This is a genomic window from Mycolicibacterium psychrotolerans, assembly GCF_010729305.1.
GTDB lineage: Bacteria > Actinomycetota > Actinomycetes > Mycobacteriales > Mycobacteriaceae > Mycobacterium > Mycobacterium psychrotolerans.
The window spans coordinates 223957-239119 of sequence record NZ_AP022574.1; the positions used below are offsets into that span (position 1 = coordinate 223957).

Here is a 15163-nt window from a genome sequence, read left to right on the forward strand (position 1 = left end):
CAGCGGACCACCTGCGGTCACGTCGGCGAAGTTCACGGCTCGGCCGCCAACCGCTCGACGACCGGCTGCAGATCCGACGCCAGTAGTTCGCGCAGGAACACCGCGGCGACCCGGTGTTGCCGGTCGAGCACCACCGTGGACGGGATCACTGTTGTCGGATACCGCCCGCCGAAGGCGATCAGTGTGCGCATCGCCGGGTCGTAGATGGACGGGAACGTCACACCGCGGTCGATGATGAAATCCCGGGCGGCGTCGATGTTGTTGTCGCGCACGTCGATTCCGAGGAACGCGACGCCCCGGGCCCGGGTAGCCTGGTATACCTGCTGCAGCTGGGTGATCTCGGTACGGCACGGACCGCACCACTGCCCCCACACGTTGAGGACGAGGACCTTGCCGTCGAAGTCCTTCAGCGACAACGTCTTCGTGGTGTCCATCAGGTCCGGCCCGGACACCGGGCCCGGTGTGCCGCGGTCAGCCGGCGGATCGTAGAAGATGTCGGTCTTGCCGCCGGGCGCGACGAACTCGAAGCTGCCGCCCTGCGCGACGGCGTCGCGGCCGGTCGAGCATCCCGCGAGCACGACCACCGCCATCAGCAGGGCAACAAGCCGATTCACTGCCCGGCCAGCTCCGCGTACCCCCAGCCCACGCAGGCGTCGCCGTGGAAGTAGAACGACGTGACCGACGCCAGGTTGCACATGCGCCGGGTCGGAAAGTGGTGCAGCGGCTTTTCGGTCATCGAGCGGCGCAGTGTCTCGACGGGAAGCTGATGGCTGACGCAGACGGCTTCGTGACCGGAGGCGCTGACCGCCGCACGCCGCACGGCCCGCGTCATGCGCGCGGCGATCTCGCTGTACGGCTCGCCCCACGATGGGGTGCGTGGGTTGCGCAGATGCCACCAGTTACGGGGATCGCGCAGCGCGCCGTCGCCCGGGGAGACCCTCTGGCCCTGGAAGATGTTGGCCGACTCGATCAGCTCGTCGTCGGTGCCGACGGCCAGACCGTGCCGGGCCGCGATCGGCGCCGCGGTCTCCTGCGCGCGCTCCAGCGGCGAGGCCACCACGTGCGTGATGTCTCGGGCGGCCAGCCAGTCGGCGACCGCCTTGGCCTGGGCCTGCCCGCGCTCGGAAAGGTGGTAGTCGGGCAACCGGCCGTAGAGGATCTTGTCGGGGTTGTGCACCTCGCCGTGGCGCATCACGTGCACGATCGTCCTGCTCACGCGGGCCTCGCCTCGACCGCGGCGCGAGCAGCGCCGGGCAGCGCCTCGGCGATACGCCCGAAGGCGTCGTCGTCGAGAGCCGTTGAGACGAACCAGCATTCGTAGGCGCTCGGCGGCGGGTAGATGCCCGCGTCGAGCAGGCCGTGGAAGAACGCCGGGAATCGCCAGGTCTCGGTGGCCTTGGCGGAGGCGAAGTCGGTGACCGGATCGGCGTCGCCGAAGAACACGCTGAACATGTTGCCAGCGCGCGGGATCTGGTGCGCCACACCGGCTTCGGTCAGCGCATCACCGATCAGGCCGACGAGCCGGTCGGCGTTCGCGTCCAGCGCGGCGTAGGCGGCGTCGTCGGCGGCGCGCAGCGTGGCCAGCCCGGCGGCCATCGCGACCGGGTTACCCGAGAGCGTGCCCGCCTGATACACCGGCCCCAGCGGGGCCAGCCGGCCCATCACCTCGGCGCGGCCGCCGAACGCCGCGGCGGGTAGGCCACCGCTCATCACCTTGCCGAAGGTGAACAGGTCGGCGTCCACCGGATCCAGGCCGTACCAGCCCGAGCGGCTGACCCGGAAGCCCGTCATCACCTCGTCGGAGATCAGCAGCGCGCCGTGCGCGGCCGTGATGCGGCGCAGTTCGGCGTTGAAGCCGGGCAGCGGCGGGACGGTGCCCATGTTGCCCGGGCTGGCCTCGGTGATCACACACGCGATCTCGTCACCGAACCGGGCGAAGATGTCCTCGAGCGCGGCGACGTTGTTGTAGGGCAGCACCACGGTGTCCGCGGCGGCGGCGCCGGTGACCCCCGGCGAGGAGGGCAGACCCAACGTCGCGACGCCCGAGCCGGCGTCGGCGAGCAAGGCGTCACTGTGGCCGTGATAGCAGCCGGAGAACTTGACGATCTTCGCGCGGCCGGTGAAGCCGCGGGCCAGCCGGATCGCACTCATGGTGGCCTCGGTGCCGGAGTTGACCAGCCGCAACCGTTCCACGGGGGCGACGCGGTCGATGATCTCGCGGGCCAACTCGGACTCCGACGGCGTCGGCGCCCCGAACGACAGCCCGTCGGCGGCGGCACGCTGCACCGCCTCGACGACCGCGGGGTGCGCATGCCCGAGGATCATCGGTCCCCAGGAGCACACCAGGTCGACGTAGCGGTTGCCGTCGGCGTCGGTCAGCCAGCAGCCCTGGGCGGAGGTGATGAACCGGGGGGTGCCACCGACGGAGTTGAACGCACGCACCGGCGAGTTCACTCCGCCGGGGATCACCGAGGCGGCGTCGGCGAAGAGCTTCGCGGAGACGTCGGTACTGCTCATGGCACCAGTGTCCCAGCCGGGTCAAAACGGTCAACTACAGGGTGTAGTGGTCAGTCGACGGGTGTGAGCGCGAACACTGGATGGTTGGCGTCCTCGGGCAGCGCGCGCCAGTAGCTCTCCACCACCTTGCCGGCCAGTGGCCGGTAGGCGGCGATGACAGGGGCGCGGTCCGCGATCGGGACTTCAGAGGCCACATACGTGGCGCCGCCCACGGTGACCGTCGGATGAGCCCGCACGTTCCTCACCCAGTCGGACTCCCCGCGCGTCGACACCAGGTACCTGACGCCGTCCACCTCGGGCACCACCACCGGAATCTGCTGAGGAGTTCCGGTCCCGCGTCTGATCACGGTCAACGTCGTGCTGCCGCCGACGCCGAACGTCATCGCGATGCGGTTGAAGATCCGCCTCGTGAACCATGGGGGCTTGAGATAAGCCACGACTCCAGAGTGTGATGTCCGTATGCAGTTGCCGCAATGGCTGGCACGGTTCAACCGCCACGTCACCAACCCGATCCAGCGGCTGTGGGCCGGATGGGCGCCGACGATGGGCATTCTCACCCACGTCGGCCGCCGGTCCGGACGGCAGTACCGCACGCCCCTGACGGTGTTCCCGACCCGCGACGGGATCGCCGTGCTGCTGACCTACGGACCCGACCGGGACTGGCTGAAGAACCTCACGGCCGCCGGCGGCGGCACGATGCGCCGCTACGGCCGGTCGTTCCCGGTCACCGATCCGCAGGTGGTGAGCAAGGCCGAGGCGGCGCCGTCGGTGATCGGGTGGATGCGGCCGCTGTTCGGGGTGCTGCCGTTCGAGCAGGCGGTGCTGCTCAAGACCGTGGAGTCACCCGCGCCCTGATCGGCCCCTTGGCGACCGTCGTGAACGGCACCTCGCACTCGAAATCGCCGTCGAGCGATTCGACCGTCATCGCCCGGATCACCGTCGCGAGCGCCAGCGTCGTCTCCAGCCGGGCGAAGTGTTCGCCGATGCAGGGCCGCCCGCCCCCGAGGAACGGCAGGAACTGCCAGCGGTCGCGCGCCTTGACGTTCTCCGGGCTGAAGCGGTCAGGGTCGAACGCCATCGGATCGGGCCACAGTTCCGGGTCGTGGTGCAGGGCGTACAGGCCGAGTGCCACCAGGCTGCCGGCCTCCACTCGATAGCCCGTCACCTCGATGTCGCGGGTCACCACACGGGCCACCCCCGCGGCGGGCGGGCACAACCGCACGGCCTCGTGCAGCACCTGGACGGTGTAGCCGAGCCGCGACACGTCCTCGGGCGTCAACTCGCGGTCGCCGATCGCCGCGGCCTCGGCGGCGACCCGTTCCTGGACATCGGGGTGGTGCCCGAGGATCCACAGCGCGTAGGTCAGCGCCGTCGCGGTGGTGTCGTGCCCGGCCAGCATGAAGATCAGCAGGTCGTTGGAGATCTCGGCGTCGGTCAGCGGCCGGCCGGTCTGCGGATCACTCGCCGCGATCAGCGCCTGCACCAGCGGCGCGTCGCGGTCGGGATCGGCGCGGCAGGCCGCGACCATCTCGTCGGTGATCGTGCGCATCGCGTCGACCGCGGCACGCGCCCTGCGCCGCGATCGGGTCGGCAACCAGCGCGGCGCCCGCACCGGCCGCAGCGCCCGGTCGGCCGTGTAGGACGACGCCACGTGCATGCACCGCGCGATCGTGTCGCCGCGCTCGTTCAGGTCGATGCCGAGCACCGACCGGCCCAGCGACTGCATCGCGACCCGGCGGCACTCCATGTCGAGGTCCACCTCGCCGCCCGAGGGCCAGCGGTCGACGAAAGCCTGTGCCGCCTTTGCCATGTGGCCCCCGAAATTGCGCACGCTGGCCTTTGTGAACACCGGTTGCAGCGCCCGCTTGCGGGGCCGCCACTGCTCATTCGGCAGCACGAAGAGGCTGTCCCCCGCCATCCCGCGGACCTCTTCGTGGATCATGCAGCGGTCGGTTGATGCATCGTTGCGGCCCAGGACATCTCGCATGCCGTCCGGTGACATCACCGCGACGATCGGCGGGACGACCTTGGCAGGCCCCAGCTGGATCCGGGTGACCGGGCCGCCGGCGGCGCGGATGACGTCCTGCCCCGTGTCGAGGCGGCGGACCAGTTTCACCAGCTCTCGCAGTGGCAGGGGGTTTCGCGGGGCCAGGGGCAGCGACCGCACGTCGGCGGTCGTCATGTCCTGTGCCACTGCGCAACCTCGCCGGTGCCTGCCGTCATCACGGTGCCGGGCATCACGCGCAGCCGGTAAGGCGCAAGACGCAGCACCGCGAACTGCTCGGAGGTCGGGCCGTCCTTCCACATCGGGATGATCGCGGGGTCGTAACCGACCGGCGGGGGCGCCGTCGCGAACCGCTGCCACACCGCGTGGCGGGTCTCGCCGTCGGTGTACCACTCGACCAGGCAGTCGGCGCTGCAGGTGTCGTGCGTGGTGGTCCAATAACTGACCGACACCTCGGGGTGCACGGCCAGGTGGGCTCGTTTGACGGGGCTGGGCACGGTGGCGATCCAGCCGAAGAGGTCAGTGCCGTCCCACTCCCAGATGGGGTGCAGGATGCGTGAGCGCGGTTTGCTGTCGGCGTCGACGGTGGCCACCGAAGCCCAGACGATGGAGTGCGCCATCGTCACGAACGCGGGCGCGATCCGGTCCAGGGGTGTCACAGGAGCCCAGCCTAGGCACGCGGGCGGTGACCCGCGAGCCTAGGCTCACCCCTCGAGCTTCTTCTTGAACTCCTCGGTGTTGCGATACTCCACATTGCCGATGTCGGCGCTGGTTTCGATCTTGCCCTTGTCCTCGTCGTCGACCCAGTTGGTGACCGAGGTGCCCGAGACGGTGCCACTGCTGCCCGGCAGCGTCGTGGTCTGCAGATTCTCGGTCTTGTAGGCCTCGGCCATCTCCTTGGCCTTTTCCTTGTGCTCCTCGGTGACCTCGGGCTTCTCGGTGAGTTGCTGGTCCGGGTCGGGGGGCTCGGTCACATGGTCGAGCTGGACGTCGGGGGTGTCCCCCTGCTGACGCTCTTCGGTCTTCTCTTCGGCGCTCATGGCCATACGACTGCCCGAAAGTGTGAGCAACGAAACAGTGAAGCCGCTCAGGCGGGCACACCACGCAGTGCCGCGGGCAGGCTCGGCAGGAAGTGCCGGCGCGCGAATGCTCGAAGGTCGTCGGGAGTGTCCAGTGGCTGGGTGCTGGGCAGCAGCAGCACCATCGCGGCGTAGCGCAGGATGCAGTCGGCGAGGTCGTCCACCGCGTCGGCGCCGATGCGGTCGGCGAACCCCGGCGGGAAGATGACCCGCAACGCCTCGGCCATCCGCTCGACGGCCGCCCGGTGATAGCGTCCGGCGAGTTCGAGGACCAGCCCCGGCTCGTCGATGATCATCTGGTGCAGCACCCGGTGGCCGCGGAACTTGAGGATGGACAGCGTGAACGCCTCGACGTAGTAATTCGCCTGTGGCCCAGACTCTTTGAGCTCGACCGCGATGTCGGCGAACAGCCGGGTGTTCTCCCGCTCGATGACGGCGCCGACCAGTTCGTCCTTGTTGGCGAACCGGCGGTAGATCGTGGTCCGGCTGACCCCGGCCCGGCGGGCGACGTCCTCGAGGGCGACGCGGCGGAAGCCGTGCCGCTCGAACTCGACGACTGCGGCGTCGAGGATCTGCGCGGTGGCGTCAGCCGCGGGCATAACCCTTGACCGCGTAACCGCTGTACCGCACCCGCATCGGCAGGCGGTCCCACATCCAGTTCACCGGCCGCGACCGCCACAGTGCCGCGAAACGCTGGTAGCGCCGCTCCTGCTTGGCGCTCCACGGCAGATTCAGCAATTCGCGGGCGCGCGGCGGCAGCCCGCCGGTGGTCAGGAACGCCGCGAGAGGATTGAAGACCGGAGAAACGACGCGCCACACCAGCGGATGCACCGCCTTGGGCTTGGGAAAGCCCTTCGTGACGTAGCCGACGCCGTATTTCGCGGAAGGGTGCGCGACGAGCACCCGCGCCATCATGGCCTCCCAGTACTGCTCGAACTCGACGTAGGTGGCCGGCATCGGGCGGTCGCTGACGCCGTAGCGGCGGTACCAGGTCTTCGATTCCAGCCAGATCTGTTCGCGCTCGGCCCGGGTCAGCCGCTTCACGAAGGTGTCGGCGAAGTAGTAGATCTGCTCGACGAACGTCGCGTGCGCCCAGAAGTAGGTGTCGGGGTCCAGTGCGTGGTAGCGCCGGTCCGATCCCGGCATCTGGCCCTTGACGTGGTGGTGGAAGTCGCGGACCTGTGTGCCTGCGTTGTCCTCGTCGGAGCCGTAGAAGGTGTTGAAGATGGGCGGGATGGTGCGCCGTAGCCGTTCGGCGGTGTCGGCGAAGAACGTCGAGTGGTCGTAGACGCCCTGGCCGAGCTCGGCGAGCATGTTCTGCAGCACAGCCGGGCGGGGACCGATCAGATACATCCGGTTGTCGCCGAAGTATTTCCACACCAGGGAGCCGGGACCCAGCGGCAACGCGTCGTCGAGCGGTTCGGTCTGCTGAGCCAACTCGGTCATGAGCAACAGTGTTACAGATTTTGCACTCTGTACCAACATGTCTGTGATCAGGCTCACGACACCCAGCGCGCGATCACCGAATGCGCCACCAGGAAGCCCAGCACTCCGCTGTAAACCGCCTTGAACAGCATCAGCGAGAGCAGCGAGAGAGTGGTGACGCCGATGGAGTGCAGCAGCCACATCGCCGCGACGGTCACCGTTGCGGCCCCCGTGCCCAGCGCCAGCCCCGCCAGCCACCCCCGCTGCGGCGCCTCCGGCACGCTGAGCCGGCCCGCCCGCGCCTCGCGGCGTAGGCCCCAGGCCGCGAACGCGCCGACCAACGTCGAGAGGACCAGCGAGGTGATGACGAAGTTGACGACCAGGCCATCGAGACCCCAGACGGGTTGCGGTGGTTTGTGTCGGCTCGTCAACCAGTCGATGGCCGGATTGACCACGAGGTTGACCAGCCCGGCACTCGTCGCCTGGTTACGGATGTAGCCGCTCATCGCAGGGCTGCGGGCGACCACGTTCAGGGCTCGATACGGGCGTGGGTGGAGCGGAACACCGCAGCCATATCGCCTTTCGCGAAAGCGACGCGCCGCTGTCGGGCCACCTCCTCGAGATAGCCCTCGACCCTCTCCGGTGTCGAGGCGTAACGCCGCCAGAGTTCGCGCGGCTGCTCTGGGAACGCGATGATGCCGTCGCCGTTTGCTACGCCCGCCAGGATGATGCGCGCCGCCTCCTCGGCCGGGAGCGCGTCCTCGGGTGATTCGGCGTCGACGGTCTTGCCGAGGATCGGCGTGCCGAAGATGCGGCTGACGACGTTGCCTGGGCACACTACCGAGACCCGGATGCCGTCGGCGGCGAGCTCGTAGCGCAGGGATTCGCTCATCCCGACGACACCGTACTTTGTTGTGCAGTACAACGATTGATAAGGGAAGGGCACCAGCCCGGCCATCGATCCGGTGTTCACGATGTGGCCGCTGCCCTGACGACGCATGATCGGCAGTGCCGCGTGCACGCCGTAGATCACTCCCCAGAGGTTCAGGTCGACGATGCGCCGCCAGTGCTCCAGCGTCGCCTCTGCGGTTGGCAGCGTCCCGCCCACACCGGCGTTGTTGAAGAGAAAGTCGAGTGAGCCGTGGGCTGCAGCGGCATCGCCGACCAGACTCTGCACCTGGTGCTGATCGGTGACGTCCACCGTGGCCGGATGCGCCCGTCCGCTGTGCGCGTTGAGCCTCTTGACAACCGTCCTAAGTCGCGCGGCGTCGAAGTCTGCCAGCACGACGATCGCGCCGTGGTCCAGAAGGGCCTCGCTGACCGCCAGCCCGATGCCCGACGCAGCACCGGTGACGACACAGACCCTGCCTCGAAAGTGATTGGTCACCACCCCGACTCCTCGTCGAAGTGCGCAGGCACCAGATAGCTGGTGTCCTCGGAGAACTGGAGCATCTGCCCAGTCAAAGTGAACTCATTCCGCCGATCTAGAGACCATGGTCCCGAATCGGTTCGGATGCGGCCAGATCGCCCTTACGCAGTAGAAGGCGCACGCCGCAGGCGGGTGATGCCGAGAACCGCCAGCACCCCGGCGACGGTGGCGAGCAGCAGTGACAGCGTCAACATCGGGGCGTCGTAGACCACTGACATCGTCGACGGCTGCCCGTCGAGCAGGGGTGCGACGACCACCTGCCTACTCGCCGACAGCCAGCTGAGCACGCAGCCCCCCGCGGCGAGCACCGCGAGCGCCAGCTCGATGACCGCGCGGCGGCGTCTCACGGCGTGCGCTCCGGCGGGATGCGTTCCTCGACGAGGTTGGTCAGCGCGGCCCGCATCTGCTTGTGCTTACGCGCCCAGGCTTGCGCGGTGCGGTCGTTGGTCAGCTTCAGCCCGATCCCGGTGCGCCCCCGCGGCACGCCCGTCAACTCGCCCAGTGCCCGCGCGTACTGCCACTTCGGGGTCTCCGCGCCCTCGGCCTCCGGATAGACCCGGACGATCTCGCTGGTGCGGATGGTCTCGGTGCCCTGACGCAGCGAGTCCACGGTCAGCTCGACGGAGGTGTGGATGCGGGCGGCCTTCACCTGGATCGCGAGGAAGCCGGACACCAGCACGAAGAAGGCGCCCGGCACCACCCACTGGATGCCGTAGCCCGCCGACAACTGGATCAGCGCCATCGAGATCCCGGCCGCGGGTCCGGCGAGCACCCACAGCCAGCTGGCGCCCTGTTCGGCGAACAGCGCCTCCGCGGCCGGCCCGGCGTCGACGGGTTCGGTCATGCCACACCCCCTCCGACCTGGTCGTACCACGCCCGGGCCGCGGGCCGGGTCATCAACGCGGCCCCGACCAGCACGGGCAGCAGACCCAGCAGGATGAGCGGCTGCGCCACCCCGACGCCGATCGCCATCAGCAGCACCACGGCGACGAGGGCGAACGCCATGCCCAGCAGCGCGAACCGGAACCGCCCGTCCCCCCGGCGGGCCCGCCCCGCGAGGAAGGCCAACGCCCCTGCGGCCAGCACCGCTCCGATGCCGGTCAGCCGGTAGACGGTCAGGTAGCTGCGCACCCGGTCGTCGCTCATCTCGGACGGGATGGCCGCGCGCGCCGCGTCGAACGTGGCCGTCGCCGCCAGCAGCCCACCGACGATCATGATCGCCGCCCCGCCGACGAAACACCAGAACGCAGCGTCGACGAGGCGCGGGCGGGAGTCGGTCGGCATCGGGGTCAGCGTAGCCAATCAGCGGGTGAAGAACTCGTGGGCGTCCTTACGGTGCAGCAGGTAGGTTCCGCCGCCGATCAGCACCGAACCGATGATCACGGCCGCGGCGTAGCCCAGCGCGGCGGCCTCGTGCCGGTCGACCGTGAACAGATCGCTCACCGAGTAGACGACCGTGGCGATCGCGCCGCCGGTCAGAAGGGTCCTCGCCCAGCGGTAGCCCTGCCGCATCAGGAGCAGGAACGTGACGACGACAGCCGCCAGCAGGACGACGAACACGACGCTGATCGCCAGCACCAGCCCGCTCGCGCGTTGCTCGCCGGTGAGCAGGTCCACCAGATACCCGGCGAGCATCAACGGCAGTGCGACGACCCACAGCCAGAAGCCGGTGTCGACGTCGGGCGGCCGTACCGGTGGTGCCGACGGATTGGTCACGTGAGTCGTCGGGCCACGTCGACGGCCCAGTAGGTGAGCACGATGTCGGCGCCGGCGCGGACGATGCCGGTGAGCGTCTCGAGCACGACGGTGTCCAGGTCGATCCAGCCGTGGTCGGCCGCCGCGCAGATCATCGAGTACTCCCCCGACACCTGATAGGCGGCAACGGGCACCGGTGACCGGTCGGCGGCGGCCCGGACGATGTCGAGGTAGGCCATCGCGGGCTTGACCATGATGATGTCGGCACCCTCGTCGATGTCGAGGTCGACCTCGTGCAGCGCCTCGCGGGCGTTGCCGGGTTCCTGCTGATAGGTCCGCCGGTCGCCCTGCAGGCTCGAGGACACCGCGTCGCGGAACGGGCCGTAGAAGCCGGAGGCGAACTTCGCGGCGTAGGCCAGGATCGCGGTGTCGATGTGGCCGGCGGCGTCGAGCCCGGCCCGGATCGCCGCGACCTGCCCGTCCATCATCCCGCTCGGGCCCACCATGTCGGCACCCGAATCAGCCTGTGCCACAGCGAGTTCGACGTAACGCCGGTTGGTCGCGTCATTATCGACCCGCCCGGCGTCATCGACCACACCGCAGTGCCCGTGGTCGGTGAACTCGTCGAGGCAGGTGTCGGCCATCAGCACGGTGGCGTCACCGAGGTCGCCTGCCAGGTCGCGCAGTGCGACGTTGAGCACACCTTCGGAATCTGTGCCGGCCGACCCGCGCGCATCCTTGTCCTCGTCGCGCGGCACGCCGAACAGCATCAGCCCGCCGACTCCGGCCTCGACCGCCTCGGCGGCGGCACGGCGCAGCGAATCGCGGGTGTGCTGCACGACGCCGGGCATGGAGGGAATCGCCCGCGGCTCGTCGATGCCGTCGGCGACGAACATCGGCAGCACGAGTTGCCGTGGCGCCAGCGTGGTTTGCGAGACCAGCCGGCGCATCGCCGGCGTGGACCGCAGCCGCCGCGGACGATGACTCGGGAAAGGCATGACCGTCCTGTCGATCAGCGGCGGCGGCTCTTCTTCCGCGGCGGGGGCAACGCACCCTCGGCACGCAGCCGGGCGGCGTGCTCGGCGAGCGCCTCGACGAGCGGCCCCACCGCGGCCACCTCGGGCTGGACATCGACGCGCAACCCGAATTCAGCTGCGGTCTCAGCGGTTTTCGGTCCGATGCACGCGACGATCGTGCGCGCGTGCGGCTTGCCTGCGATGCCGACGAGGTTGCGCACCGTGGAGCTCGACGTGAAGCACACCGCGTCGAAGCCGCCCGTCTTGATCATCTCGCGGGTCTGCGCCGGCGGCGGCGCCGCGCGCACGGTCCGGTAGGCGGTGACATCCTCGATCTCCCACCCACGCTCGCGCAGCCCTTCGGCGAGCGTCTCGGTGGCGATGTCGGCGCGCGGCAGCAGCACCCGGTTGACCGGGTCGAAAACGTCGTCGTAGGGCGGGAATTCGTCGAGCAGGCCGAGAGAGGACTGCTCACCGGTGGGCACCAGCTCCGGGTTGATCCCGAAGGCGCGCACCCGGTCGGCGGTGGCCTGCCCCACGCAGGCGATCTTGACGCCGGAGAACGCGCGGGCGTCGAGCCCGAACTCGTTGAACTTCTCCCACACCGCACGCACCGCGTTGGTGGAGGTGAACACCACCCACTGGAACCGGCCGTCGACCAGACCCTTGACAGCCCTTTCCATCTGGGCCGGGCTGCGGGGCGGCTCGACCGCGATGGTCGGCACCTCGATGGGCAGCGCGCCGTGGCCGACGAGCCGCTCGCTCATCTCGCCCGCCTGGTCCTTGGTGCGCGGCACCAGCACGGTCCAGCCGTACAGTGCGCGGCTCTCCCACCAGTTCAGCTTGGCCCGATTGGCCACGGTCCGGCCGATGGTCACGACCAGCGTGCCGGTCAGCGGGCCGGACGGCTCGACACCGGCGGGCTTGTCCAGCACCGCCTTGTCCAGCAGACCCGCCAGCGTGGTCTCCACCGAACGCTGCTGGCACGTGGTGCCGTTGGCGGTGACGACGGCGGGGGTGTTCTCGGCGAGCCCGTACTCGATCAGCGTGCGCGCGGCCTCGGGCAGATGCGACGCGGTCGCGTGCAGGATCAGCGGTCCGGGCGCGGCGGCCAGCGCGGCCCAGTCCACGTTCGGGTCGCGGACGTCGGCGACGGTGTGCGACGACCCCAGCGGCAGTCCCGCATAGGTCGGCACGGCCGACGTGTCGGGCAGACCGGGAACGATCTCGAAGGCCAGCTGGGTCCGTGCCAGCGCGTTGATCTCGGTGATCACCGCGTCGATCGACAGCGGGTCACCGGCCACCAGGCGAACCACGTCGACTCCGGTGCGGGCCTCGGTGGCCAGCGTCTTGGCGACCTCGGCCGGGTCACCGAGCGCGGGCCGGATGTCCGGGCCGCCGGGGATGACGGGTTCGGCCGCCTCCGCGGGCGCGGCGTCGGTGGCCGCAGCCTCCGCGGCGCCGGCCGCCGGAACCGGTCCCGACGGCGGCGGCAGCTCGGAACCCGCCAGGGCGAGCACCGCTTCCGGCACGTCAGGGTCGGTGAAGACGAGGGCGGCGTTGGCCAATACAGCTCGGGCGCGCGTCGTCAGCAGGCCCGGATCCCCGGGCCCGGAGCCGACGAACGTGATGCGGCCGGGCTTGCCCTTGCGTCCTCGCAAGGTCATCTGGCGAGTCATGTACCTCTCCCGCGTTCGTCCAACAAGTCCCGTGCTCCCAGCTCGAACAGCTCCGCGGCCACCGAGAGCCCCAGCTCCCGTGCCCGCTCGGGTGTCCCGATACCGGACGCGCGGATCACGTCGGATCCATCCAGCGTCGCCACGCAGCCGCGCAGCGACAGCTCTTCGAAGACGCGGCCGTCCTCATCGATCGACTCGACCACCTCTGCGATCGCGCCTACCGGTGCGGAACACCCCGCCTCCAGTTCGGCGAGCAAGGCACGCTCTGCGATGACCGCGGCCCGCGTGTCGGCGTCGTCGAGTTCCGCCAACACTTCGGCCAGGCCGGAGTCACCGGCACGGCACTCGACTGCCAACGCACCTTGAGCCGGCGCCGGCAACATCTGTACCGGTTCCAGCGTCTCGGTGACAGCGTCGAGGCGACCGATGCGGGCCAATCCCGCCCGGGCGACGACGACGGCGTCGAGATCACCGCTGCTTACCCTGTTCAACCTGGTATCTAGGTTGCCTCGTAGGGGGCGGATTTCCAAACCGAGACCCAGTGCTCTAAGCTGCGCGGTCCGTCGCGGGGACGAGGTGCCGATCACCGAACCGGTGGGCAACTCTCCGAGCACCATCCCGTCGCGGGCCACCAGCGCGTCGCGGGCGTCCTCGCGCACCGGGATCGCGGCGATCACGAACCGTGGATCGGGTGCGGTCGGCAAATCTTTGTAGGAGTGCACCGCCATGTCGACGGTGCCGTCTGCGATGGCTTCGCGCAGCGCGGCGGTGAACACCCCGACGCCGATGTCGGCGATGGGCGCCTGCGACCGATCGCCGTCGGTGGAGACGATGACGAGTTCGGCGTCGTGCCCGGCCGCGATGAGCGCGTCGCGGACGGCACCGGCCTGGGTGGTGGCCAACAGACTGCCCCGCGTGCCGATGCGGATCACTCGGTGCTATCGAGATCTGTTGTCAGCATGGGGATCTCACCCACCGCGACGGCACCCAGCTCGCTTCCGGCGACGGCGTCGACGGCGTGCTGGTCGAGTTCGAAGAGCTCACGCAGCGCCTCGGCGTAGCTGTCCCCGCCGGGCGCGCTCGCCAGCTGCTTGACGCGCACGGTCGGCGCGTGCAGGAGTTTGTCGACGACGCGGCGCACGGTCTTGGCGACCTCGTCCCGATGCGCGGAGTCCAGTTCGGGCAACCGGTTGTCCAACCGCAGCAGTTCGGCCTCGACGACGTCGGCGGCGCGCTGACGCAGCGCGGTGACGGTCGGGGTGACCTCCGCCATCCGCTGTCCGGTCAGGTAGTCGGCCACCTCGGCGGCAACGATCGTGCGGGCCGCCTCGGCGTCGGAGGTGGCGGCGCGTGCGGTCGGTTCCCGCAGGATCCGTTCCATGTCGATCACGTACACGCCGGGCAGCCCGGCCACCGCCGGGTCGATGTCGCGCGGCATGCCGAGATCGCACATGACCAGCGGCTTGCTGTTGCCGAGCCGCTGGGCAAGGCCCCGGTGCACGTCGGCCAGGGACACCACCGGACGCACCGCGCCGGTGCAGCTGACGACGACGTCGGCGTCGGTGAGCAGTGGCGGCAGGTGGTCGAACGGGTAGGCCTCGGCCGTGACCCCGTGGCCGCGGATGTTCTCGGCGAGCCGCTTGGCCCGCGGCAGCGAGCGGTTGACCACATGGATGCGTTCGATCCCGGCGCGCATCAGCTGCCGGGCGGCCAGGGCACCCATCGACCCGGCGCCCACGACCACCGCGGACCGGCCGGCCAGCGAGCCGATCCGGGCCTCGGCCATGTCCAGCGCGACGGAGACGACGGACGCGCCGGCGGCGTCGATGCCGGTCTCGGAGTGCACCCGCTTACCGACCGACAGCGCCCGCTGGGACAGTTCGTGCAGGGTGCGCCCGACCGTGTGGTTGGCCTCGGCGGTCGCATAGGCCCGCCGCACCTGGCCGAGGACCTGCGCCTCGCCGACCACGGCCGAATCCAGCCCGCTGGCGACCGAGAACAGGTGCTCGACGGCGGCTTCGGCGTAGCGGACGTAGGCGTATCTGGTCAGATCCTGCAGCGACATGCCCGAGTGGTCACCGAGCACCTGGCCGATGACCGAAAGACCGCCGTGGAAAGCCTCGACGACCGCGTACACCTCGACGCGATTGCAGGTCGACAACACCATGGCTTCGGTCACCAGGGAGGACTGCAGAACCTGCTCGATGATCTTGGCCTGATCGGCCTCGTCGGTGCTCAGCTGTTCGAGCACGGACACCGGCGCGCTCCGGTGCGAAACCCCGAAAAGCAGTACGCTCACGGCTTCCTCACCACCCCAC

The 15163-nt window shown here is 69.7% G+C and carries 20 protein-coding genes; 1 reads left to right on the forward strand and 19 read right to left on the reverse strand.

What is annotated here, in order from left to right; genetic code table 11:
• Nucleotides 1-32 precede the first annotated feature (32 nt).
• Genes G6N45_RS01080 through G6N45_RS01095 form a run of 4 tightly spaced genes read right to left on the reverse strand, consistent with a single transcriptional unit; the run spans nucleotide 33 to nucleotide 2954 of the window.
• Nucleotides 33-614, reverse strand: coding sequence for a TlpA disulfide reductase family protein (locus tag G6N45_RS01080; protein WP_170312420.1), 582 nt, complete (start codon nucleotides 612-614; stop codon nucleotides 33-35).
• Entirely contained in the window at nucleotides 611-1192 is a 582-nt protein-coding gene (locus G6N45_RS01085; protein ID WP_179965327.1) for a histidine phosphatase family protein, read from the reverse strand. Before G6N45_RS01085 ends, G6N45_RS01080 begins: the two co-directional genes overlap by 4 nt.
• A gap of 20 nt (nucleotides 1193-1212) precedes the next feature.
• Nucleotides 1213-2517: a glutamate-1-semialdehyde 2,1-aminomutase gene (gene hemL, locus G6N45_RS01090; RefSeq protein ID WP_163719982.1), complete on the reverse strand. Its 1305-nt coding sequence runs from the start codon at nucleotides 2515-2517 to the stop codon at nucleotides 1213-1215.
• Nucleotides 2518-2567: 50 nt separating this feature from the next.
• Nucleotides 2568-2954, reverse strand: a complete 387-nt coding sequence (locus tag G6N45_RS01095) for a nitroreductase/quinone reductase family protein (protein WP_163719984.1) — start codon at nucleotides 2952-2954, stop codon at nucleotides 2568-2570.
• 22 nt (nucleotides 2955-2976) lie between these two features.
• Here G6N45_RS01095 and G6N45_RS01100 point away from each other — a divergent pair, with 22 nt between their 5' ends.
• The gene (locus tag G6N45_RS01100; RefSeq protein WP_163719986.1) at nucleotides 2977-3372 is read left to right on the forward strand and encodes a nitroreductase family deazaflavin-dependent oxidoreductase; all 396 of its coding nucleotides are present in this window, start codon (nucleotides 2977-2979) and stop codon (nucleotides 3370-3372) included.
• Here the strand turns inward: G6N45_RS01100 and G6N45_RS01105 are convergent.
• From G6N45_RS01105 to G6N45_RS01175, 15 genes are all read right to left on the reverse strand, one after another.
• A complete protein-coding gene (locus G6N45_RS01105) occupies nucleotides 3344-4699 on the reverse strand; it encodes a cytochrome P450 (RefSeq protein WP_163727562.1) in 1356 nt (451 codons plus the stop codon). The genes G6N45_RS01100 and G6N45_RS01105 overlap by 29 nt on opposite strands.
• Complete coding sequence (locus G6N45_RS01110) at nucleotides 4696-5181, reverse strand: pyridoxamine 5'-phosphate oxidase family protein (RefSeq protein ID WP_163719988.1); 486 nt, start codon at nucleotides 5179-5181, stop codon at nucleotides 4696-4698. The genes G6N45_RS01105 and G6N45_RS01110 overlap by 4 nt, the downstream gene beginning before the upstream one ends.
• 45 nt (nucleotides 5182-5226) lie before the next feature.
• A complete protein-coding gene (locus G6N45_RS01115) occupies nucleotides 5227-5562 on the reverse strand; it encodes a hypothetical protein (protein ID WP_057150907.1) in 336 nt (111 codons plus the stop codon).
• A gap of 47 nt (nucleotides 5563-5609) precedes the next feature.
• The gene (locus tag G6N45_RS01120; RefSeq protein ID WP_163719990.1) at nucleotides 5610-6200 is read right to left on the reverse strand and encodes a TetR/AcrR family transcriptional regulator; all 591 of its coding nucleotides are present in this window, start codon (nucleotides 6198-6200) and stop codon (nucleotides 5610-5612) included.
• The gene (locus G6N45_RS01125; protein WP_163719992.1) at nucleotides 6187-7047 is read right to left on the reverse strand and encodes an oxygenase MpaB family protein; all 861 of its coding nucleotides are present in this window, start codon (nucleotides 7045-7047) and stop codon (nucleotides 6187-6189) included. Before G6N45_RS01125 ends, G6N45_RS01120 begins: the two co-directional genes overlap by 14 nt.
• A gap of 53 nt (nucleotides 7048-7100) precedes the next feature.
• Nucleotides 7101-7553, reverse strand: coding sequence for a hypothetical protein (locus tag G6N45_RS01130; RefSeq protein ID WP_163719994.1), 453 nt, complete (start codon nucleotides 7551-7553; stop codon nucleotides 7101-7103).
• A gap of 2 nt (nucleotides 7554-7555) precedes the next feature.
• Nucleotides 7556-8416, reverse strand: a complete 861-nt coding sequence (locus G6N45_RS01135; RefSeq protein WP_163719996.1) for an SDR family oxidoreductase — start codon at nucleotides 8414-8416, stop codon at nucleotides 7556-7558.
• A 140-nt stretch (nucleotides 8417-8556) separates the two neighbouring features.
• Entirely contained in the window at nucleotides 8557-8802 is a 246-nt protein-coding gene (locus G6N45_RS01140; protein WP_163719998.1) for a hypothetical protein, read from the reverse strand.
• On the reverse strand, nucleotides 8799-9299 hold the full coding sequence (locus G6N45_RS01145) for a transport-regulating membrane protein Mce1N (protein WP_163720001.1): 501 nt from the start codon (nucleotides 9297-9299) through the stop codon (nucleotides 8799-8801). Before G6N45_RS01145 ends, G6N45_RS01140 begins: the two co-directional genes overlap by 4 nt.
• Entirely contained in the window at nucleotides 9296-9739 is a 444-nt protein-coding gene (locus G6N45_RS01150; RefSeq protein ID WP_179965252.1) for a hypothetical protein, read from the reverse strand. The genes G6N45_RS01145 and G6N45_RS01150 overlap by 4 nt, the downstream gene beginning before the upstream one ends.
• 18 nt (nucleotides 9740-9757) lie before the next feature.
• Nucleotides 9758-10171, reverse strand: coding sequence for a hypothetical protein (locus tag G6N45_RS01155; RefSeq protein WP_057150476.1), 414 nt, complete (start codon nucleotides 10169-10171; stop codon nucleotides 9758-9760).
• Nucleotides 10168-11148 carry a porphobilinogen synthase gene (hemB, locus tag G6N45_RS01160; RefSeq protein ID WP_163720003.1) on the reverse strand — a complete coding sequence of 327 codons (981 nt, stop codon included), beginning with the start codon at nucleotides 11146-11148 and terminating at the stop codon, nucleotides 10168-10170. The genes G6N45_RS01155 and hemB overlap by 4 nt, the downstream gene beginning before the upstream one ends.
• 14 nt (nucleotides 11149-11162) lie before the next feature.
• Complete coding sequence (locus tag G6N45_RS01165) at nucleotides 11163-12845, reverse strand: bifunctional uroporphyrinogen-III C-methyltransferase/uroporphyrinogen-III synthase (protein WP_057150474.1); 1683 nt, start codon at nucleotides 12843-12845, stop codon at nucleotides 11163-11165.
• Nucleotides 12842-13777, reverse strand: coding sequence for a hydroxymethylbilane synthase (gene hemC / locus G6N45_RS01170; protein ID WP_163720004.1), 936 nt, complete (start codon nucleotides 13775-13777; stop codon nucleotides 12842-12844). Before hemC ends, G6N45_RS01165 begins: the two co-directional genes overlap by 4 nt.
• Nucleotides 13774-15144: a glutamyl-tRNA reductase gene (locus tag G6N45_RS01175; RefSeq protein ID WP_163720006.1), complete on the reverse strand. Its 1371-nt coding sequence runs from the start codon at nucleotides 15142-15144 to the stop codon at nucleotides 13774-13776. The genes hemC and G6N45_RS01175 overlap by 4 nt, the downstream gene beginning before the upstream one ends.
• Nucleotides 15145-15163: the final 19 nt, after the last annotated feature.